The sequence below is a fragment of the Fibrella aquatilis genome (assembly GCF_017353255.1).
GTDB lineage: Bacteria > Bacteroidota > Bacteroidia > Cytophagales > Spirosomataceae > Fibrella > Fibrella aquatilis.
The window spans coordinates 72129-91080 of sequence record NZ_JAFMYU010000016.1; the positions used below are offsets into that span (position 1 = coordinate 72129).

18 protein-coding genes and 1 CRISPR repeat array (1 of these 19 running past the window's edge) are annotated in these 18952 nt (G+C 53.3%); of the genes, 8 read left to right on the forward strand and 10 right to left on the reverse strand.

Going from position 1 to position 18952, the window contains the following annotated elements; all coding sequences use genetic code 11:
- Positions 1-791: direct repeats of the CRISPR family, unit length 29 nt; unit sequence CTTTCAATACCCGCAGGTCCGATTGAGGC (it extends 5672 nt beyond the left edge of the window).
- Between the two features lie 218 nt (positions 792-1009).
- From cas2 to J2I48_RS18505, 8 genes are read right to left on the reverse strand one after another with little or no spacing between them, the layout of a single operon-like run.
- Entirely contained in the window at positions 1010-1273 is a 264-nt protein-coding gene (gene cas2, locus J2I48_RS18470) for a CRISPR-associated endonuclease Cas2 (RefSeq protein ID WP_207336967.1), read from the reverse strand.
- A gap of 28 nt (positions 1274-1301) precedes the next feature.
- Positions 1302-2402, reverse strand: coding sequence for a type I-B CRISPR-associated endonuclease Cas1b (gene cas1b, locus J2I48_RS18475; protein ID WP_207336968.1), 1101 nt, complete (start codon positions 2400-2402; stop codon positions 1302-1304).
- A 2-nt stretch (positions 2403-2404) separates the two neighbouring features.
- The gene (locus J2I48_RS18480; protein WP_207336969.1) at positions 2405-2950 is read right to left on the reverse strand and encodes a CRISPR-associated protein Cas4; all 546 of its coding nucleotides are present in this window, start codon (positions 2948-2950) and stop codon (positions 2405-2407) included.
- Complete coding sequence (locus J2I48_RS18485) at positions 2947-4020, reverse strand: DevR family CRISPR-associated autoregulator (protein ID WP_207336970.1); 1074 nt, start codon at positions 4018-4020, stop codon at positions 2947-2949. Before J2I48_RS18485 ends, J2I48_RS18480 begins: the two co-directional genes overlap by 4 nt.
- An 18-nt stretch (positions 4021-4038) precedes the next feature.
- The gene (locus J2I48_RS18490) at positions 4039-5772 is read right to left on the reverse strand and encodes a hypothetical protein (protein ID WP_207336971.1); all 1734 of its coding nucleotides are present in this window, start codon (positions 5770-5772) and stop codon (positions 4039-4041) included.
- Positions 5769-6407, reverse strand: a complete 639-nt coding sequence (locus J2I48_RS18495; RefSeq protein ID WP_207336972.1) for a hypothetical protein — start codon at positions 6405-6407, stop codon at positions 5769-5771. Before J2I48_RS18495 ends, J2I48_RS18490 begins: the two co-directional genes overlap by 4 nt.
- Complete coding sequence (gene cas3 / locus J2I48_RS18500; protein ID WP_207336973.1) at positions 6404-8656, reverse strand: CRISPR-associated helicase Cas3'; 2253 nt, start codon at positions 8654-8656, stop codon at positions 6404-6406. The genes J2I48_RS18495 and cas3 overlap by 4 nt, the downstream gene beginning before the upstream one ends.
- A 20-nt stretch (positions 8657-8676) precedes the next feature.
- On the reverse strand, positions 8677-9348 hold the full coding sequence (locus J2I48_RS18505; protein ID WP_207336974.1) for a CRISPR-associated endoribonuclease Cas6: 672 nt from the start codon (positions 9346-9348) through the stop codon (positions 8677-8679).
- Between the two features lie 667 nt (positions 9349-10015).
- Between J2I48_RS18505 and J2I48_RS18510 the strand changes: the two genes are divergently transcribed.
- A complete protein-coding gene (locus J2I48_RS18510; protein WP_207336975.1) occupies positions 10016-10186 on the forward strand; it encodes a hypothetical protein in 171 nt (56 codons plus the stop codon).
- A 25-nt stretch (positions 10187-10211) separates the two neighbouring features.
- On the opposite strand, the gene J2I48_RS18515 is transcribed toward J2I48_RS18510, so the two are convergent.
- The gene (locus tag J2I48_RS18515; protein ID WP_207336976.1) at positions 10212-11129 is read right to left on the reverse strand and encodes a helix-turn-helix transcriptional regulator; all 918 of its coding nucleotides are present in this window, start codon (positions 11127-11129) and stop codon (positions 10212-10214) included.
- 467 nt (positions 11130-11596) lie between these two features.
- On the opposite strand from J2I48_RS18515, the gene J2I48_RS18520 reads away from it, so the two are divergent.
- Positions 11597-12124, forward strand: a complete 528-nt coding sequence (locus J2I48_RS18520) for an RbsD/FucU domain-containing protein (protein ID WP_207336977.1) — start codon at positions 11597-11599, stop codon at positions 12122-12124.
- 31 nt (positions 12125-12155) lie between these two features.
- Positions 12156-14774 carry a GH116 family glycosyl-hydrolase gene (locus tag J2I48_RS18525; RefSeq protein WP_207336978.1) on the forward strand — a complete coding sequence of 873 codons (2619 nt, stop codon included), beginning with the start codon at positions 12156-12158 and terminating at the stop codon, positions 14772-14774.
- Positions 14775-14805: 31 nt separating this feature from the next.
- Here the strand turns inward: J2I48_RS18525 and J2I48_RS18530 are convergent, their stop codons facing one another.
- The gene (locus tag J2I48_RS18530) at positions 14806-14979 is read right to left on the reverse strand and encodes a hypothetical protein (RefSeq protein WP_207336979.1); all 174 of its coding nucleotides are present in this window, start codon (positions 14977-14979) and stop codon (positions 14806-14808) included.
- 198 nt (positions 14980-15177) lie between these two features.
- Between J2I48_RS18530 and J2I48_RS18535 the strand changes: the two genes are divergently transcribed.
- From J2I48_RS18535 to J2I48_RS18555, 5 genes are all read left to right on the forward strand, one after another.
- Positions 15178-15408, forward strand: coding sequence for a hypothetical protein (locus J2I48_RS18535; protein WP_207336980.1), 231 nt, complete (start codon positions 15178-15180; stop codon positions 15406-15408).
- Between the two features lie 66 nt (positions 15409-15474).
- The gene (locus tag J2I48_RS18540; protein WP_207336981.1) at positions 15475-16038 is read left to right on the forward strand and encodes a hypothetical protein; all 564 of its coding nucleotides are present in this window, start codon (positions 15475-15477) and stop codon (positions 16036-16038) included.
- A gap of 7 nt (positions 16039-16045) precedes the next feature.
- Complete coding sequence (locus tag J2I48_RS18545; RefSeq protein WP_207336982.1) at positions 16046-16978, forward strand: alpha/beta hydrolase; 933 nt, start codon at positions 16046-16048, stop codon at positions 16976-16978.
- Positions 16979-17010: 32 nt separating this feature from the next.
- Positions 17011-17781: a hypothetical protein gene (locus J2I48_RS18550; protein ID WP_207336983.1), complete on the forward strand. Its 771-nt coding sequence runs from the start codon at positions 17011-17013 to the stop codon at positions 17779-17781.
- 63 nt (positions 17782-17844) lie between these two features.
- Positions 17845-18885 carry an alpha/beta fold hydrolase gene (locus tag J2I48_RS18555; RefSeq protein ID WP_207336984.1) on the forward strand — a complete coding sequence of 347 codons (1041 nt, stop codon included), beginning with the start codon at positions 17845-17847 and terminating at the stop codon, positions 18883-18885.
- Positions 18886-18952: the final 67 nt, after the last annotated feature.

The window sequence follows — 18952 nt, forward strand, 5'->3', positions numbered from 1 at the left end:
AGTTCGGGGCTACCTACACGCTCAACAAACTGCCCACTTTCAATACCCGCAGGTCCGATTGAGGCTCATGGGGTACGGTGACAGCGTGGGGTGGGACTACTCTTTCAATACCCGCAGGTCCGATTGAGGCGGACATGGAAATGGAGATGGAACGGGTAGCAAGGCTACTTTCAATACCCGCAGGTCCGATTGAGGCGTGGCCCAGCCCGTTTCCGACGGGGCGGGGGGCTACACCTTTCAATACCCGCAGGTCCGATTGAGGCTCCGCGCCGCCGACCTAACCGATTACCTCGACCAAATCTTTCAATACCCGCAGGTCCGATTGAGGCTCCGCGCCGCCGACCTAACCGATTACCTCGACCAAATCTTTCAATACCCGCAGGTCCGATTGAGGCTGGCCGGCAATACCGTCTGGAAAAAGCTCAAGGAAATGCTTTCAATACCCGCAGGTCCGATTGAGGCCCACCACGGCCAATAATCTGACCCTAACGCAGGTGGCCCTTTCAATACCCGCAGGTCCGATTGAGGCAGTACGGGCAGGCCAGCTTCCGTACCTACCTCGCCACCTTTCAATACCCGCAGGTCCGATTGAGGCGTCACCAGAATCAGGGGGGTAAAATGAAATATAAGGCCTTTCAATACCCGCAGGTCCGATTGAGGCTCCCGCCGGGGGGGCAGGCGGGTCGGGGGTGGTCACTTTCAATACCCGCAGGTCCGATTGAGGCGACGCTGATGGGCATTGACATCGTGAGTCACCTGCTGCTTTCAATACCCGCAGGTCCGATTGAGGCCCCGCCGAAAACAGGCGGAGAAATGCTGTTTTTGAGTCGTAGAGCCAGTTTGTTAGCACAAGAATACGCAAAAAAAGTCGTCGGCTTGCGGTGGTGCTAAAACCCCCGTAGGCCGACGACTCGTAAAAAAGCCCCTCATTCGCTGCAATCAGCCAATGCCACGGGCCAACCCCGCCAAAACCCCACCACCGGCCCCGCCAACCCCACCGGCCGACGACTTACAGAAACCGGCTTCGCTCGGCTTTATCAACCCCCAGGGCCGTTCGTTCCGAGTAACGCTCGTCGCGAAGCTGGTAGAAAATAACCCCATCGGCCTCGGCCATGATGGCCTCCGCCTCCTGCTGCAATTGCCGGAGTTGTGCCCCCGTCAGATCTCCCTCGAATACCGAATTCTGCACCCACGTCAGGTACCGCCTGAACAGTTTCAGCATCTTGCCTACGCGCTTTTGCCCCACGTCGTAGACCGCAATAATGTATGGCATGATGTCAAAGAACGGGTTAACGAGTTGATTACCACCACATATGAAATCCCTGATACGGTTCGCCTACGGGGTCGCAGAGATGCCGCACCAGCTTGTAACACTCCAGCCTGATGAGTCGCTCATACGACACCCGCTTCTTCAGGCCCCGGTGTTCAACCGTCTGGCTCAGCCGCTCGTCCCAGTGCGTCACCACAATCTTGCGGCCCGCCTCGGTCAGGTAGCAGCCGCCCAAGTGCGCCGAAAAATGCTTGGGCTGAATCTCGCCCGTTTTCAGCAGCCGGAAAATCATCCGGTCAACCAACAGCGGCTTAAATACCTCCGCCAGATCGAGCGACAGCGAAAATCGCCGGTCGCCGGGTTCGTGCAGAAACGCAATCGTGGGGTCGAGGGCCGTGCGGTAAATCTGCCGCAGCACTGCGGTGTAACACAGCGAGTTACCAAATGAAATCAACGCATTCAACTCGTTAGACGGCGGTTGCCGTTCGCGCTTCGTAAACGGAAACCGCGCCGACACCTCCGGCCCCAGGAAGTAGGGCCAAAGTTGGTAATACCGGCTCCGAATACGTCCCTCCACCGCCATCAGCGTCAGAATGTCGGTCGTGAGCGGCAGCGCATCGCGGTCACGGGTCAGGTCGGCAAGGGTAATTCCCACGGCAGCTTTGGCGTCGCCCTCTAGCCGGGGCTGGTAGTATTTGATCACCCGCTCGATGTTGAACAACGCCGATTCCACAAAAGCCCGCGCCAACAGCAACCGCCGTTTGGGGCTGAGGTAGTGCCGGGCCTGATCGATGTGCAGCCGCCCCGACAGTTGCGCCTCGCGGGGATAAAGCGTGGCCGTGTAGTAGCCATAATAGTCGAAAAAGAACGCCGGAATGCCCTGCTGACCCAAAAACGTAATCAGCTTGGTGTTGATGTCTACCTCGCCGAAGACATACAGACTATCTACGGTCTCCACGGCAAAGGGCACCTTTTTACCATCGGCCGCCACCGTGGGTAGGCCATCGTTGGTGGCCTCCGGGCCGTCGTCGGGCAGATCGGGGGTGGGTTCTTCCGTGGCGCGTTGTAGCATCAGCGTGTTATGCTGTCGTTGCAACCGTCCGCTCGAGAACAGGTAGTGTGGTTTTTTCATCGTCAGCCGTAGCAGAGTTCATCGAAGGCGCATTTAATACAAAACGCCCGTTTGGTCAGGCGGGCCGGGGGCGTTTCCTGACGGGCCAGTTCCCGCACCGCCGCCACCGTCGCGGCCAGCTGGGTTTCGTGTTCGGGGGCCAGCAACACGGTCTCGGTCCGGCGCAGCAGGGGATAATCCAGCTGCCCCCGGAAGGGCGACCCATCGGGCCGGGTCACGCCGTTGCGGAGCAGGAGCCAGAGGTAGAACCGGACTTGCCAGAGGTGCGCCTCCTCACAGGAACGGCCCTTTTTGGTCTCGTGAAGCACCCCATTGCGCAAATTGGCCCGGTCTATTTTCCCCACCAGGGCTGTCCCGTCAGGGGCTTCGGCGTCGATGGTAAGGTGTTTTTCCGACCGATCATAGCTATGCTGATCGAGCAGCCTGCCTAGGGCCACCGCGTCCGATTCCTGCTCCATCCAGATCCCCCGCAACGACAGCCACGCCTTGCGGGGGCACACCAGGTAGTACCCCACCAGCATCCCCCCAATGCGAATGTTAGGGTTCATGCAACTTGCTTATCTCCGTGAGCAATCTGAGTTAATTTGCTTACCGTTTCATTAATGCCAGATACCTTATGAAAAGAGAGGGCTTGGTTGCCGTTCATTTGATTGATGTTTCCCACTAACCCCTCGAGCGTTTTTTGATAGCCATTCATCAAGGGACTGACCGTTGGTGCAGGGCAACGGCTTGTAGACAAGACTATCGCTCCCTGGAAATCCATCACATGTGGAAATTGCTGGCTGGTATTTGCGCCGGGCTGATGCATGAGCGTGTAACTCATGGCATCAATGACCGCTTGCTTACGTTTGGTCCGTTCGGCCTCGTCGGAGACTGCGTAAGCATTAGCCGCATCGTCCCAGCCAAGACCGGCCAAATCAATCACGCTCACGAACGCGAAAACAGCACTTGACGCAGGGCGGGTAAAAATGTTCTGTCCTTCGTTCGATGCATTTTCGCGGGCCTGAACACCGGATCGTGCCGAAACGAATTTGGCGTGGAAATAATGTTGAATATGACTGATTTCAGGAATACCTGCCATGATGCCAAACTGAACCCGGCCTGTTCTGGGCACCGCAACCGAAGCTTTGAATCCAGTCGGCTTTTCTTTCGTCCCGCCTGTGTTATCGACCTCGGTGAGCAAAAGGCCATGTGCATCGGTGACGACACACTCCGAAGCCAGAAGACTGTACAACGCGTTTTCAAGAGATCGTTTGTCTGCTGAATTTTCTTTCCCTTTCATGTCGCCACTCCATTTGGCCGCTTCGGGAAAGCGTTTGATTAGCCAGTCCCGGTCTGATAATTCCCCTTTGAGCCGGTTGGGATTCATGTAACGCCCTTCTGCGTAGGTGCATAATGGCAGTTTCCGTTCCTGAGCAATGGTTGCTAAGTGCTGCGCGTGCCAATGCTTTACCATATCGCCCGAAATAGCGGGTACGGTATAAAGTTTTTTGTCGCGAACCACAACGGCAGTGCGGGGTTGAGTAGCCGAGCCTTCAGTTCCTTCGTTATTCAGACTTGCCAAGTTGATGGTCAACTCGCCAACAATGGACAAGTGCTTGATTTCTTTAATATTCATGTGAATTATAGTGAAGATTTAGTCTTCGTTTTCGTCAATCAATGTGGTTTCCAATTCTTTTTCCGCGTCTTCCTCACCTTCGACCTGCTCATAAGCCCGTTTTGAGAGAGCGAAGGACAGAATTAGGTTTGCCAAAAGTTTGGGCGAATAGCCTTCTTTGCTCTCAGCTAATTCAATGAGTTTGCGCAAAGAGGGTTCGTATGGGTTGATCCAATACTTTGTTTTGCTGCTGTCGTTGTTGGCCGTTGCGATTTTGGAAACACCTCGCTCAATGGCTATCTCTGTAATAGCCTTAATGAAATCGTCAACGTTTTGCACTTCGCGCAGGCTCCGAATCATTTGGTAATTCGGCTGCGTCTTGTCGCGGCCCTTCGGCGGAAATGCTGCGCCGTAAGTTTCCTGACGAACAAGGTCAATGAACGGCTTAATCTCGCTGCCAAGTAGTTGGTCCAAAAGGGTTTGATATTTGTAGGCCATAATTTCTTCAAAGAGTTTTTGCGTTAAAAAATAAAAACTGCCATTCTTCGGGCCATTTAGGCCAACGTCGAAAACATAGTCTAAATAGCCCGATGTAGTTTCGGCGGGGTCGCTGTATTCAAAACCTCGCATAAGTTTTGCGACTGCTGCGCGGTCAATAGAAACTGTTTTGTTCTGACCAGCTTGATTAACAGCTCTCCATTTTCTCAGCAAATTTTGCAGTCGGTCAACCGACCCGATTGTGTAGTGGTGTTTTGGTACCACCAACTGCCACGAACTACTTGGGGAAGAGCTATTTCCCAATGGAATGAAATTAGCCCCTGCTATGCTGAATAGACTTGATTCTTCATTAGAAAGACCAATATCTTCCTTGTAAATGAGCAGTTGCTTGATGAAGCTCAGGTAGTTGTCATAGCTGAAGAAAAAACCTCCATTGGTCAATCGTCGGCGATTGCCGTCCGAAATCCGTTTGACCGTCTCTAAACGCAGCACTTTCGGTACGGGTATAGCAAATCCCTGTACTGCTTTTTGCGGACTTTGGCCTTTGGCGGCTATAATGAAGCCCGCTACCGCAAGGCAAGTATATCGGCTCAACGATGTTGAGATGGTATCAGCCAGACTAGTGTTACCAATAGAGAAACTGTTGGAGCCAGATGCTCCTTTTGATGCCTGTGGCAATACAACGCTATTTAATGGCACACTCTTCTCACTGAAACTGCCATTTATGAGTTCCTGCCCCCGCATTCGACAAGCAAAAACGCACAGGTTAAACCATTCGGGCGATCCCAACTTATTAGCTACTCCGTAGAGTTGACGCATAGGTTCCGTTACCAAAATGGTACCTTCTCCCAGAGGTATCGTTATTTGAGGATCTTGAGAAACATCTATTTCGGCCCCATCGGTGTTTATCAATTCGGCGCCGTCCCAACCTCTTGCTTTTTTAGTGTGATTATCGTGAGCTTTCCATTTGTCCTTATCTCCCTTTCTCCAAGCACCCGCTACTGAGTACCGAAGCCAGCCCAAATCAGGAACCGCTCGTTCCGGCTTGTTGGCATAACTAACCATAAAGCCATTGGGAGTCCATTCAATCAATGGTGAGTCAGCTTCATCAATGTCAAGGTACGAATGCACAACTGCGGCAAAACCAATAGCTGCAAGCGCGTCGAAATAGCCCCCATCGCAGATCGGTAAGAGTTCCTGTTTATAGTCTCCCGGTAGTTTTTCTCCTGCATCGAGATTATTGAACAGTGAGTACTGGTCTGGGTTGCTTTTCATTGGTCGGGTTGGTCAAAACGATAATATTTATGCGTGTTCCCGGCACTAATGAGTTTGGCCCGCACACTCAGCCATGCGTTCGTGTCTCTCGGTTTCGCCGTTACGCCGCCAAAGTTTGAGACCTTATCCCAGGTAGCGTCTTTCTTCATGTCGCTTGCTGCTATGTGCATAGTGGCTTCCGGCACTTCGGCTTCTTCCACCGATTGTAGCGAGAAAAAGCCGCCCTGTTTGCCGAAGCAGTTGACATAGGGCAAAGCAGGTAGCAACCACTCCCGTGCTTCCACCGGAAAATAGACGTCTACCCCGCCCTCGAAATAGACAAACTCCCGAAATATAACTGTCGGACTCAGGTGCGTAGCCGGGTACTTCCAGGCACTATCGGAGTGTGGTATCTCCCAATGCTTGACTAAGTGCGTATTAATAACCCCTTCGCCCCACGGGTGCGGAATCAGCGTAACAGCCCGGATTTGTTTCGTAAATTCTTCGGGTACGATACTGGCCCGAATAGCCCCAACCGTAAACGCAACCTTAACGGCATAGGGTGTTGGGCATAAATAAGTAAGAGCCAGTTTAGTTGTAGCCCGCTCCTGCCGGTGGCTGAATGGCGTTGAACTCAGATACCTTGCTCTGATCATATCATGTTGGTTTTTAAGGGTTTGGAGGCGCTTTCTTCGGTTGTAGAACTGCTCACTTCGGCAGTAGCCAATTGATCGCTACGCCGGAGAATGTAGCTCAACATATAGTAGATTTCTACGTCATCTGAGGTTCTCAATCGCTCTTTTTCCATCTGACTATAAATACCATCCAACTCATTTTCGCAAACTTTCAGAGTTAGTATGGAGCTATTCCATCCGTTGTCATTCCATAGAGCAGTGTCCTGCATCGCATCTAAATGATCTAGGAATGACAACTGATAAGGCATCATAATCGAACGCTGTACCTCTAACTTATAGCCATGATGGTCGGCAATGGCCCAAAAAACAGGGCGGGCTATTCTGCTATTTTTTTCGCCTTTTAATAAGGTTTTCCAAAGAAATTTGGAAACAGCCCAAGCACTAATCCATGCGTGAGATGGCGGCTGTTTAATACGAGGAAAATCTTTACCCGAATGCCCTATTGGAATGCCATTTGGCGAAACGCCATGCGCGGCCTGCCATGCTACATCCAATTTTCCTAAGTCATGCGCCCATACCACAAAGTCAGCTAAGTAGGTCGCTTTTTTGATACCACCAACGGATGCTGCTAAACGGTTCACGATCCACTGCGATACCGGACGGTACTTTTGAAGCCGCTCGATATGCTCCCGATACAACTCGGCTTTTTCGTTATCGTAACTGAAAGATTCCCGTCTCGATACCGAGTGATTAATAAAATGCTCCTCTCCTGATAAGTTGCTCTCAGTCAGGCCATAGCCAGATTCGTACCCAATTTCGTCAGGGTTGAGGAGGACAAAATCGGCCGTACGGATGCTATTGGCAGAACGTACAATTTTTTTGCGCTCACGTCGATCATAATCAACTGAAACTGGGATGATTGAAAGATGAGCATAGGGGCCTTTCCCGTAGAATTTCCCGGGCGAAATACTGAGGAAATTATAAGACCCGTCCAGCGCGGTACCAATGGCAACATTGATGTTGTTAATGTCCCGAATGTGCTCAGCATAGGCCTCATACTTACGTAGTACCCGGGCCTCGTTTATCCAGCTACCTGTTTCTTTTCTAAACTGTTCAATGGCAAACTGGTCGCGTTTGCTAGATAAATTGATAATGAACCGTTCCGTTTCAGGTGTTAGTTGACTGACTGTATCGAGATAATCCTCGAGTTGGGCTATTTCGTCAGCAGCGTATCCGTAAGGATTATTACTCTCAACAGGGTGCCAGAAAACCTGGCTTTCTTCATTCTCATACCGGGCCGAACGGCCAATTCGCTGAATAAACGAAGCAGGCGGACACAGGTCAATGTGCAGAACGTCGCAAGTAATATCTATACCGGCTTCAACCACCTGTGTGGCTACCAACACAGCCGGGCCATTCCCGCTTTTGCCGAAAACGTATCGTACTTCCCGCTCAATACTGAGTCTGTCGTTTGGCAATAATTCGGAGTGCAACAAATAAACCTCACCCAATACACACGGGTCATCGCGTAGAAGTGCAGCCGTTTGTTTAGCCCTATCAATCTGATTACAAATGATGATTGTGCGATTGCCTAACTCAATCTTCTGACTATCATTAAGTCCATTTCCTTTTAGAATCGTTTTTTGGTTGATGAATGGTCTTGCCCCTTCAATCAACTCAACGCCTTGCGGTGTCTTGCTCAGCGTCTCGACTAAAAAGTCGACCATCACGTCGCTGAGTGTAGCGGTCAGAATAATACCGTTTTGTTTACTACGAATGAGCGCGAGTAGAGCGGTTTTCCAACTCTTTTCTGCATCAAATAGATGAAACTCATCAAATACCAGGTGGCTCGAATCGAACACGGCGGGCAGGATGTTGCCCTGTCTCATGCTGACTCCAACTGGAATCCCCAGAAAGGCACTCAATGACTGATCAAGCGTTGTGAATACGCATTCGACAGGATTTTTGACATCATCTCCCCGATCAAGAAGGGCGTGTTCTCGCCTTGCCCCATGTTGCGCTTTGACACGCCTGATCTTCCATTCGTCTGCTTCCTCGGCCAGTGAATCAACCAAAACGCGCAAGGGAAGCGAATAGAGTGCATGACCTTCCCCCAAAGCTGCCATCACTGCAAAGGTTTTACCCCAACCTGTTGGTGCTCGAAGAATAACGTGTTTGCCCGCCCTAAATGCATTAAACACAGCTCGTTGGCCATCTCGCTCTATCGCGAATCCAGCCAATTGTAATGCCTCGTCAAATCGTTGAACCATTATCTTAGTAAGTAAAAGGGTTAACGAAGTCCTCCAAAACCACTGCCAGTCAAATCGCCAATGCCAACTAACCAGGCGAAACGTACAGCCTCCGGGGTTCCTTCAACCAGCACTGGACACTCGCTTCCTTTATGTTCCGTGGTTTTAACCTTAATTTTCTTTGTCCGGGCTTCGCTATAGCTCCGGTCGAAAGATACCCGCACAGACAAGTCATCTCCTGCATAGCCAGCTTTGATTAATTTCTGCTTTAAAAGACCTGTAATGGCCTCATCGGCTGCCGGGTCATCCCAGAGCAGATAAGCGCGAGAGCCGTCCGCGCGTTTGGAACGAGCGACTACTGACGAACCATCTGTTTTAAATAGATAAGACTCTCCAAAATTTGGTGTGGGTATATCACTCGTAGCAATTACCCTCATGCCATACATAACGTCAGGTTGCTTTAGTAGCCCTTTTATTAATTGCCGGGTAACTGTGTCATCAAAAAACGAAATATTCCAGGTGGCTCCTTTGGGAAAAGTAAGCCCTTCCTTCCTGCCTTGCCCCCCTCTCAACCAACCGAAGCTGTATAAGCTTAAGCCATCATGTATGTCGTTTTCAGGTCCGAGCCATTTGTGAATAGCCCCAGTCAAGAAGTGAATGTGATTAAAGGGTACGAGCTGGGTATTGGGTGTGAGTTGTAGCTGAAGCCGCATAGGGTTGGCTGGTTTGATAAGTCAAAGCAAAGGAGAGCGAGCACGCAAAACGTGAGGGACTAAATACTTTTTTTGCAGGTTTTGCAGCTATATCCGCCAATGACGAAAAAGGTAAGGGAGTGAAAAGAAAATACCCGCAGGTGCGATTAAAACATGAGCCAACGATCATTCACTACATCCCAAATTATCTTTCAATACCCGATGGTGCGATTGAGGGGTGTTTGTCGTGCTATAGCGTTGTTATGGAGTAAAGACATCAACTTGGCTTAAACTACCTCCTATATTATCGGTAATAAGTTTGCTCATCTGAATAAATGCCTGATATTTGACCTCTTCGTTAGCACTGCGACCAAACCAGTTATACTATAACTTCCTGCCTATTAGCACTTTAATCCTATGTCTGAAGACTACTCCCCCCAAGAACCAACAGATGATTTTCGTCATTTACCCTTTGATGAAATAAGGGCTATAAAGACCAATTATAGAGAAATCAAGAGTATAACCCATCAGAACAACTTAGCACGTTGGTACAATCAGGCAGGCTTTCCACTGCGGGAAACCTATTATCTGGTGGTAGGCCTCAGTTGTGATTGTCGGGCTTTACTAATAGTTTTGAATTACGACGCTGAACACGACAGCTACGTGTATCATCATATCAGGTTAGCCGATGGAAACCAATTCAAACAATTCTGGTGCAGTTAAGAACAGCATCACGAACAAGACCATCCGCGAGATGACATGGCCTGAACTGCTTTCGCTGGCAGGCAAGCCCATGACACCGACAGAGGCCATGCGCCAGATGAAAGCAACGCGGGCTGGTCAAAAGAAAGACAAGTAAAACCAGTTGTTAGAAAGGATCGAGTCTAGTCACCATACCGCGCGGCCATAGCCTGTGCTCGCCCAGATATTTTTTCGCGGAGGGAGGCGGGTTCGAGTACCGTTACGTGTTCGCCGAAGCTGAGAATGGCAATTTCCAGCTCCGGGTTTATGATCACAGACAGCGCCAGGGTTAGCTGCGTGGCCGATTCGGTAAGAATGACCTGACTACCATGCAATGGCAACGACTTGACGTACTCGATCTGAGCCTGCTCAACGCGCAGCACCACCCGCTCCACCTCGCTCTCTGGTGGGGCCGTCACACCAATCACATGTCGGCGGGCGGCCCGGTAGTCGATCCCCCGCTTGGGCTGAATGCGCTGGGTTGTTAGTTCAAGCTGCGTTATGCGGTCCAGCCCAAAGGTGCGGTGCCCTTTGCCAGCCTCCACGTCGAAGCCATCTACATACCACCGGTTTCGATACTCAAACAGCAGTCCCGGCTCAATTCGGCGGGGGCGCGCGGCGGGTTCGGTGTAGTTCTGGTACATAAACGTCACGACTAGCCCCCGTTGCAGGGCGTTCCAGAGAGGAGCCAGCCAGTCGAGACCCCGGAAACCGTCCTGCTGTTCCAGTTGCAGGTAATGACCCACCAACCGGCCCGACCGGGTTAGGGTTTCAAGGCGCTCGCGGCGTTCCAGTAACCGCACATACCCCCTGAAATCGTCCACATCTTCGTCGGCGGGCAGAGCCAGGTAGTAACCGCGTTTTCGGTAATCATACTGGATAGGCACACCGTATTCACCCCGAATTTCTTTCAGATCGCGTTCCAGCGTGGCCTTCGAGGTCTGCTCCAGATCGTAGTCGCACAGATGCTGCTGTAAATCGCTGGTACTGGGGTAGGTGTAAGGCTTGTCGGTGAGCTGGATAATGTGCAGGTGGCGGCGCAGCTTGGCAGAATCTTTCACAGAGAGGCTTAGAGTTGTCACTATAGAAAGAACAATAAACCTCTTTTTCAATTTATTCTACCAGAATTATACACAACTAATTAATTGAGATAGTCTTATGATGGTGTAGGGCACTTCGGCCATCTGATGGGTGCTGTCAGACACAAGGCATTAGCCACTCGGTTTAGCGATGCAATAACTATTCCTCTGCTACCGACGTAGATTTCGGGCTTATTCACCTTACTAGATCACCAATGAAAACGGGTGAACGCTGATTTATTAAGCGCTATTCACATTTTTCTGTACGGCATCCTGACGGGAAATTATTTTCTGTCTGAACAGACACGGGCCAGTGTCAGGCCTCCATTCGGTAGTAACAAGCCTAGTCTATTTAGTAACCATCTAAAAGTAGGTCCTCCATTGTGAACAAGGTTAGTCTTCTGTGTCCGACTTTGCGTGTTGCCATCAGCCTGGCTTGCCTGAGCACCATGCTATCAAACTGCCAGCAACAGACGCCATCCAATAACTCGGCCACAAGGCCGACAGCGTGGGTTGATACGTTTCAGCAACAGCTTGCCATGATGGGCCACCGCAACTGGATCGTCATTGCCGACGCTGCTTATCCGCTGCAAAACGCACCAGGCATCCAGACCCTCGACACGGGAAGCGACCAGACGGTAGTACTGACCGAAGTTCTGGCACGGCTAAAAGCGAGTCGGCATGTGACACCTATTATCTACCAGGACCGGGAGTTTGATTACCTGCCTGCCACGCTACCTGGCTTAGGCGCATACCGCCAGCAACGGCAACCCCTGCTGGCGGGCAGGGTAGTGCAGACGATGCCTCACGATTCAGTATTTGGTCGGTTGGCCGAAGCGTCCAGAACTTTTGGCATATTGATCCTAAAAACAACATCGACTATCCCGTATTCGACTATCTTCCTCCAGCTCGACTGCGCCTACTGGAATGCGGCAGCGGAGAAAAAGTTACGGAATGCGATGAAAGCAACTCGTTAATATATAGTCTGTTAACCCAACGTTTACCTGAATGAACACGTCCTCTCATCGCCTGCTTGGTCTGTTTATCCCGTTTGTTATAGCCCAGTCGGTATTGGCTCAAACAGCCATCTGGCAACCTGCTCAATGGCCCGTTTTGACCCGTTATGATCCACAACATGTGGCTAAAATTGCCCTGCCGCTAGGCGGCATCGGCACGGGGACGGTCTCGCTGGGTGGGCGAGGGCAGTTGCAGGATTGGGAGATTATGAACCAGGCGGGTAAAGGCTACAGTACCGTTACGCCCGGTAACATGGCCCCGTTCTTTGCCCTCTTCGCCCGTGATGCCAGCAACAAGACGTATACCAAAGCCCTGCTGGGACCACTCGAAGCCCACGAGTATCAGCACATGGAAGGCCGCCCGGTTGACCACCACGGCCTGCCCCGCTTTGCTCAGGCCACTTTCGAGGCGGCTTACCCGTTTGGTCAGGTGAACCTGAGTGATTCGACTATGCCGGTGCGGGTACGGATCAAGGGATTCAACCCCCTGATCCCCGGCGATATCAACGCCAGTAGTATCCCGGTGGCTGTGCTCAGTTATGAGGTAACCAACACCACCAACGGCCCGCTGACTGTGTCGGTTGGCGGCAACATCCGCAACTTCATCGGACGCGACGGCAGCAAAACCGCCCCCAACTGGAAGGGCGAATACGAACCTATCGGGGCGAGTCACAACCGCAACACATTCCGGCAGGGGGCGGGTCTACGCGGCATTTATTTTACGTCCGATAGCGTACCCAAACTCGACCCCGCCTGGGGCACCATGGCCCTGGTGACGGAAGAAACCGCCGGGGTTACGTACCGCACCTCGTCGGTGGGTAATGCCTGGGAAAACGGCCTGCTTGATTTATGGGATGACTTCAGCACCGACGGACAACTCACGGAGAAGACAACCCCCGCCGACAATGACCCGCTGGCTTCACTGGCCGTGCAAAAAACCATTGGAGTCGGACAAACGCAGGTGTTCACATTTATATTCACCTGGCACTTCCCTAACCGCCGGGCCTGGCGCAACTGGTCGCTGGTAGACAGCCCCGACCGGGTGGGCAATTATTACACAACCCGCTACGCTGACGCCTGGGCGGTGGCCGAACAAACCGTGCCCCGTTTGCCCGATCTCGAAGCCCGCACGGACCAGTTTGTGCGGGCGTTTCTGGCTAGTCCCTATCCGCACGAGGTAAAAGAAGCCGCGCTTTTCAACGTCAGCACACTCCGTTCGCAAACGGTGTTCCGCCTTGACGATGGGCATCTGATGGGCTGGGAAGGCATCATGGACCGCACCGGCTCGTGCCAGGGGTCGTGCACCCACGTCTGGAACTACGAGCAAACCACCGCTTTTCTCTTCGGTGATTTAGCCCGCTCCATGCGCGATGTCGAATTTGCCTACGCTACCGATTCTGTGGGGCTAATGAGCTTCCGGGTGAACCTGCCCCTGAGTAAAGGCAATACCTACGGCAATGCCGCCGCCGACGGGCAGATGGGCACGATACTGAAATTCTACCGCGACTGGCAACTATCCGGCGATGCCCAGTTTCTGCGTAAGCACTGGCCGCAGATTCGCCGGGCACTGGCCTACAGTTGGCTTAAAGGGGGCTGGGATGCCAACCGCGATGGGGTGATGGAAGGGGTGCAGCATAATACTATGGACGTGGATTATGTAGGTCCTAACCCGCAGATGCAACTCTGGTATTTGGGTGCGCTTAAAGCTGGTGCCCAGATGGCCCGGTTCATGAACGACAAGCTCTTTGCTGCCGACTGCGACCGCCTATTCCAGCAGGGGAGTGCCTGGACAGACCAACACCTCTTCAACGGAGAGTATTACGAGCAGCAGGTGCAGCCCCCAGCCCAGTTGGCCGACATTGCCAAGGGTACTCGCAACACACTTACGGCCAGTCAGTTGGCTAATCCACCCTATCAGTTGGCGAAGGGTTGTCTGGTCGATCAGTTGGTGGGACAATACATGGCCCACGTCGTGGGGCTGGGCTACTTAGTCGATTCGGCCCATGTGCGCACCACACTACGGTCGATTATGCGCTACAATTACCGTCCCAGCATGGCTGACCATTTCAATAACATGCGATCCTATGCAATGGGTAATGAATCAGCCCTGTTGATGGCTAGTTGGCCAAAGGGCCGCCCCACCGTACCGTTTCCGTACTTCAACGAGGTGATGACGGGCTTTGAGTACACGGCGGCCATTGGTATGCTCTACGAAGGGCAAACCCGACCGGGGCTGCTGTGCATTCGTAACGTCCGCGACCGCTACGACGGGCTGAAACGCAACCCCTTCGACGAGGCCGAATGCGGTCATCACTACGCCCGGGCCATGGCTGCATGGGCCGCTACGCTGGCCCTGAGCGGGTTTGGCTATTCGGGTGTGAGCCAGACATTGAGCGTCAACGCCGAGCCAGGTACGTTCTTCTGGTCGAATGGGTATGCCTGGGGGACGATTACCAAGACAAAGGCCGCTGACGGATTGCACGTGTCGTTGAGCGTACTAAGCGGTGAACTACCCTGCATGTGGGTGAAGATAGCGGGCTATGCGCCGGGCAAACTACGGGCGGGTGGGGTGCTGTCGGCGGGTGCCGTGCGGCAACTGGTAGTCAAGTAACCCACGGCCAAGATACTTATAGCGCGCACACCTACACCTCAAACGCCTGAAAAGCCTTCAGCGAGTCGGGGTTGCGCATGGTGTCGGGGGAGGCGACGCGGTCGGGTTGTTGGCCCATCAGAATTTTTTTGACCGGCGTTCCCATCTTCTTGCCGCTGATAGTGTAGGGTACTTCGGCAATCTGATGGATGCGGCGGTAATTCAACTGACGCTGGAGAAATACGTGATCTGATAGGAAAAATCACGTACTGAACGTTATATCTGACACAGAATAAGTAATTGATAGTCAGCGTATTATATAAAGTAAGTTCGATTCTTACAAAAGTTATCACACATTTATGTGACTGATAGTCAAGTCATTAAGCTATAGGTTCGTCTACTTTTATACATACACCAACCATCTATGCCGGTAACGCATCACCAACAGGCCCCAGCCAGCGCGCTGACTCCTTACATCCGTTGCTACTGGGCGTACAAACACCTGTTGCCACCCGGTGTCAGCATCGACGTACCCAGTGGTTGCTTTGGGTATTCCCAACTGATCTTTTCTCTGCCCGCCTACCTGGTAACTAACGGCTGCAACAAAATCAAAGGCATTCGGCAGCTACGCAAACGAGCCAGTGGAATACCTTGACTTGCTTTGCTGCGCTACTGCCAGGACAACCTACTAAACGGGCTTCACCCGCATCACCTCCACACCATGAACATACACTTGTTGACCACGCTATGGCTCTTCTTGGGCATAGCCACAACGGCAGTCGGGCAACCGCGCCCGGCGCAGGCTGTCGGCCCTACGCTCGACGTTGGTATCCGGCTTCAGAAAAGCATTGGCCTGTATGCCGAAAATGGCATTCTAATCCAGTACACCAGCCCGAAACTGGCCCGGCAACGGCTCTACGTTGGCATTAGCTACGTCACGTCCCGGCTGGGCACGGCCCTAGGTACCAATGCCATCAGGCAGGATAACTACCTGGTGTCGGCAGCCTGGTATGCTAAACCGCACTGGGTTATCCGGCCATTGGCCAGGCTCAACGTGGGCTACTTCAAAGCCGACTACAGCAGCGAGATTTTCAACGAACTGCCCCGCACCTCAGTGCTGGCCCAGCCGGAGGTGGGGCTGTGCTACTGCCCCCGGTTTCCGCTCAAGGTGGGTGCTTCTGTGGGTTATAACCTACTGACGGGCAACGGGTTGGCCGGTCCAGGCACGTTGTGCCCCGTTTTTGTGCAGACAAGCATTACCTGGAACGTACTCAAAAAACCGTAGCCCTGCCATGAAAACTATCCTGAGCCTGCTGGTTGCCGCGGCCATGACCGTAGCCTGCTCGAAAGAACCGGCCATCACGAAAGATATGCTCGATGGCGGCACCCTGTTCGACCCGTCTATCTACAAACCTGACCTATATCTGGTATCGAAGGCCAAACCAGCCCCTACGCCCGAACAGGCCCGAACACCCGTTATCATTGCCTGCCACGGGTACTCGGCCACCACCTTCGAGTGGGACGAGTTGCGTACCTGGCTGGGCAACCGCACCGACGTATACCTCTCGCAGGTGTTGCTGGGTGGCCATGGCCGGAGTTATGCCGACTTCAAAAAATCGACCTGGCATGACTGGCAGGGGGCCATCATGGCCGAATACGACGCGCTGGTGAAGGCCGGATACACCAACATCAGTCTGCTGGGGTCATCTACCAGTGGCCCTTTGGTGCTGGACCTGGTTGCTTCGGGCTATTTCGCCAGCCGGACGGTGCCGCGCAACCTATTGCTGGTTGACCCGATCATTATTCCGTCCGACAAAACGCTGTCGCTGATCGGGGTGGTTGGCCCCATGCTGGGCTACGTAGCGGCCGATCAGCCCGCGGCGGAGGACAAGGTATTTTATCACTTTCGGCCCCAGGAAACGCTTCAGCAACTACAAGCGCTGCTCACCATCGTTCGGCAGGCACTGGAGCGAGGGGTAACGCTGCCTACGGCCTGTAGCCTAAAAGTGTATAAATCGAAAAAGGACCCGTCGGCTGATCCGGTCAGTGCGGTGTTGATTTACCAGGGCGTTAAAACCGCCGATGGAAAGCCCATTGCCGTCGAACTGATCGACTCGGAACTGCACGTCTATACCCGGCTGGCCCTACGGGAGCAGGTAACGGCTAATGATAAACAGAATCAACTGGCCACTTTCACCGACATCGTGGCGCGGGTAGTCCGATAGCATCATAGGCACTTTAACAAGCTAACCATACCATGCGATTTATCAGCCGATGGGCTAACCGGCACAGACACTTGGCCATCCTGCTGTTGATCGGCTGCGAAGTGGCGAATGCGGTCAATGGCCTACTGCTGGGGGCCAACATCCTGGCTAACTCGCCGGGCGGACTACTATTGCTACTGACACTGGTGCTGCTTGGTTTCGGTATTTGGGTGCGGTGGTGGGCGGAGAATAACCCACCCCGGAGCTACGCGGCCAGTCGCTGGCAACTGGCCGGGGCGTTTGGCAGCACCTACCTGCTGTTTGTGCTGCTGGGTGGACAGTGGGGGCAGTCGGTAAGTCATCCAACCGGCGGTCAGGGCCAGGCAGGACTACGATCAGTCGCGTTTGGCAGTAGTGAGCGGGTGGTGGCAGGCGATACGCTCATCAGGCCGGGCGCACCTACAGCCGGGTTGTCAGCTACCGGGGTTGTTCAGGCTGACCCGGCACCTGCCAGCCAGGCGGGTACGCGGTTCGGTTACGTCATGCTGTTATTGCTGGGGCTGGTGCTTCTGTTTTTCTCGTTTGGCCTGGCGTGCGGCCTTGCCTGTTCACGGCAGGGTTTTCTGGCCCTGCTGGCCTTGATGGGGGGCCTGGGCGCGGGGGCCGGGGGTATCTTTTTCGCTGCGCGCAGTAAGGATAGGCCCATCAAACGGTGGCGGGATATGCCCAGCTCAGACCGGAAGCGGGTGATGCGCCGGTTCTGGCGGGGAATACTGATACTGTTCGGCATCATAGGCTTATATATGCTGCTTGGCAGGATTTGATAACCGTCACTTTTTAACCCCAGTATTCATAACCACTAAATTTTTTGTCGGGGTTGTCATCCTATGAAGACTAAGCTGACTACACTCTTGCTGGCAACCGCGTTCGGTACGGCTTATACGCAATCGGCGGCGGACTCCGTCGTGGCCCGAGGGAATCGTTCCCTGAAGAAGCCTATTTTTCTGCTGGTGGTCCTGGCCACGATGCACCTCGCCACGGCCCAAACCACGCCCTACAAAACCGACTCGCTGGTGCTGGATAACGCCGTGTTGTATTACCACACCTACGGCACCGGCGCGCCCATCGTGATCCTGAGTGGCAGGCCTGGCATCGGTGCCTTTCAGGAATCGGACGTGGCCGAGAACCTGGGCAAGACGTACCGGGCCATCCTCTTCGAGCAGCGCGGTACGGGCCGCTCGTGGACCAAACCCGTAGACGGTTCGACTATCAACGTACGCACGGCGGTCGAGGACCTGGAGCGGCTGCGCACCCGGCTGGGCGTCGACAAACTGAATCTGTATGGCCACTCGTGGGGCGCGGTGCTGGCGTCGGCGTACACCGCCCAACACCCCGACCGGGTGGGTACGCTGATCCTGAGTGGTAGTGGAGAGATCAACCTGCAACGTTATTTTATTTACACAGCGAATATGACCCAACGGCGGTTGCTTTTCGCCGACAGCCTGCGCTACTGGTCCGATTCGGTCATCGTCCGGCGCGACCGGCAGCGGGCGTTTCTGGAACGCCGTCGGCTCAATCGCTCCGCCTACGTGTACGATCCGAAAAAACTGCCTCAATACGAAGTGCAGATCAACAAAGGCCTCATAAACGAAGAGGTAAGCAACCTGATGTGGACCGATATGTTTCGGAGTCGCCTCAACCTTGATACTACTTTACCGGCCTTCAAAGGTCCGACGCTAATCGTCTTCGGCTGGCAGGACCCCATCGGCACGGCTACCTTTTACCCGCTCAAACAATCGCTGCCCCAGGCCGAGGTGCAGGGCATTAACTTCTGTAGTCACCTGGCCAGCATCGAACAGCCGGAGAAATTCTTTGGTATTGTCAACGATTTTTTGAGTCGTCATCTGGCCTCGCCGAAGTCCCGTTGACGGTTCTCCTCCGTATAAACGTACCCACCAAGCCGTGCACCTGCGGGTAGGTGGCAGGGCGATACGC

Bases quoted from the DNA above. Each gene is read 5' to 3' on its own strand.
- J2I48_RS18495 (WP_207336972.1), bottom strand. From the start codon at position 6,407: ATGATCAGAGCAAGGTATCTGAGTTCAACGCCATTCAGCCACCGGCAG.
- J2I48_RS18485 (WP_207336970.1), bottom strand. From the start codon at position 4,020: ATGAATATTAAAGAAATCAAGCACTTGTCCATTGTTGGCGAGTTGACC.
- J2I48_RS18550 (WP_207336983.1), top strand. From the start codon at position 17,011: ATGCGATTTATCAGCCGATGGGCTAACCGGCACAGACACTTGGCCATC.
- J2I48_RS18535 (WP_207336980.1), top strand. From the start codon at position 15,178: ATGCCGGTAACGCATCACCAACAGGCCCCAGCCAGCGCGCTGACTCCT.
- cas3 (WP_207336973.1), bottom strand. From the start codon at position 8,656: ATGGTTCAACGATTTGACGAGGCATTACAATTGGCTGGATTCGCGATA.
- J2I48_RS18545 (WP_207336982.1), top strand. From the start codon at position 16,046: ATGAAAACTATCCTGAGCCTGCTGGTTGCCGCGGCCATGACCGTAGCC.
- cas2 (WP_207336967.1), bottom strand. From the start codon at position 1,273: ATGCCATACATTATTGCGGTCTACGACGTGGGGCAAAAGCGCGTAGGC.
- J2I48_RS18505 (WP_207336974.1), bottom strand. From the start codon at position 9,348: ATGCGGCTTCAGCTACAACTCACACCCAATACCCAGCTCGTACCCTTT.
- J2I48_RS18520 (WP_207336977.1), top strand. From the start codon at position 11,597: ATGCTATCAAACTGCCAGCAACAGACGCCATCCAATAACTCGGCCACA.
- J2I48_RS18490 (WP_207336971.1), bottom strand. From the start codon at position 5,772: ATGAAAAGCAACCCAGACCAGTACTCACTGTTCAATAATCTCGATGCA.
- J2I48_RS18555 (WP_207336984.1), top strand. From the start codon at position 17,845: ATGAAGACTAAGCTGACTACACTCTTGCTGGCAACCGCGTTCGGTACG.
- J2I48_RS18510 (WP_207336975.1), top strand. From the start codon at position 10,016: ATGGAAACCAATTCAAACAATTCTGGTGCAGTTAAGAACAGCATCACG.
- J2I48_RS18540 (WP_207336981.1), top strand. From the start codon at position 15,475: ATGAACATACACTTGTTGACCACGCTATGGCTCTTCTTGGGCATAGCC.
- J2I48_RS18480 (WP_207336969.1), bottom strand. From the start codon at position 2,950: ATGAACCCTAACATTCGCATTGGGGGGATGCTGGTGGGGTACTACCTG.
- cas1b (WP_207336968.1), bottom strand. From the start codon at position 2,402: ATGAAAAAACCACACTACCTGTTCTCGAGCGGACGGTTGCAACGACAG.
- J2I48_RS18525 (WP_207336978.1), top strand. From the start codon at position 12,156: ATGAACACGTCCTCTCATCGCCTGCTTGGTCTGTTTATCCCGTTTGTT.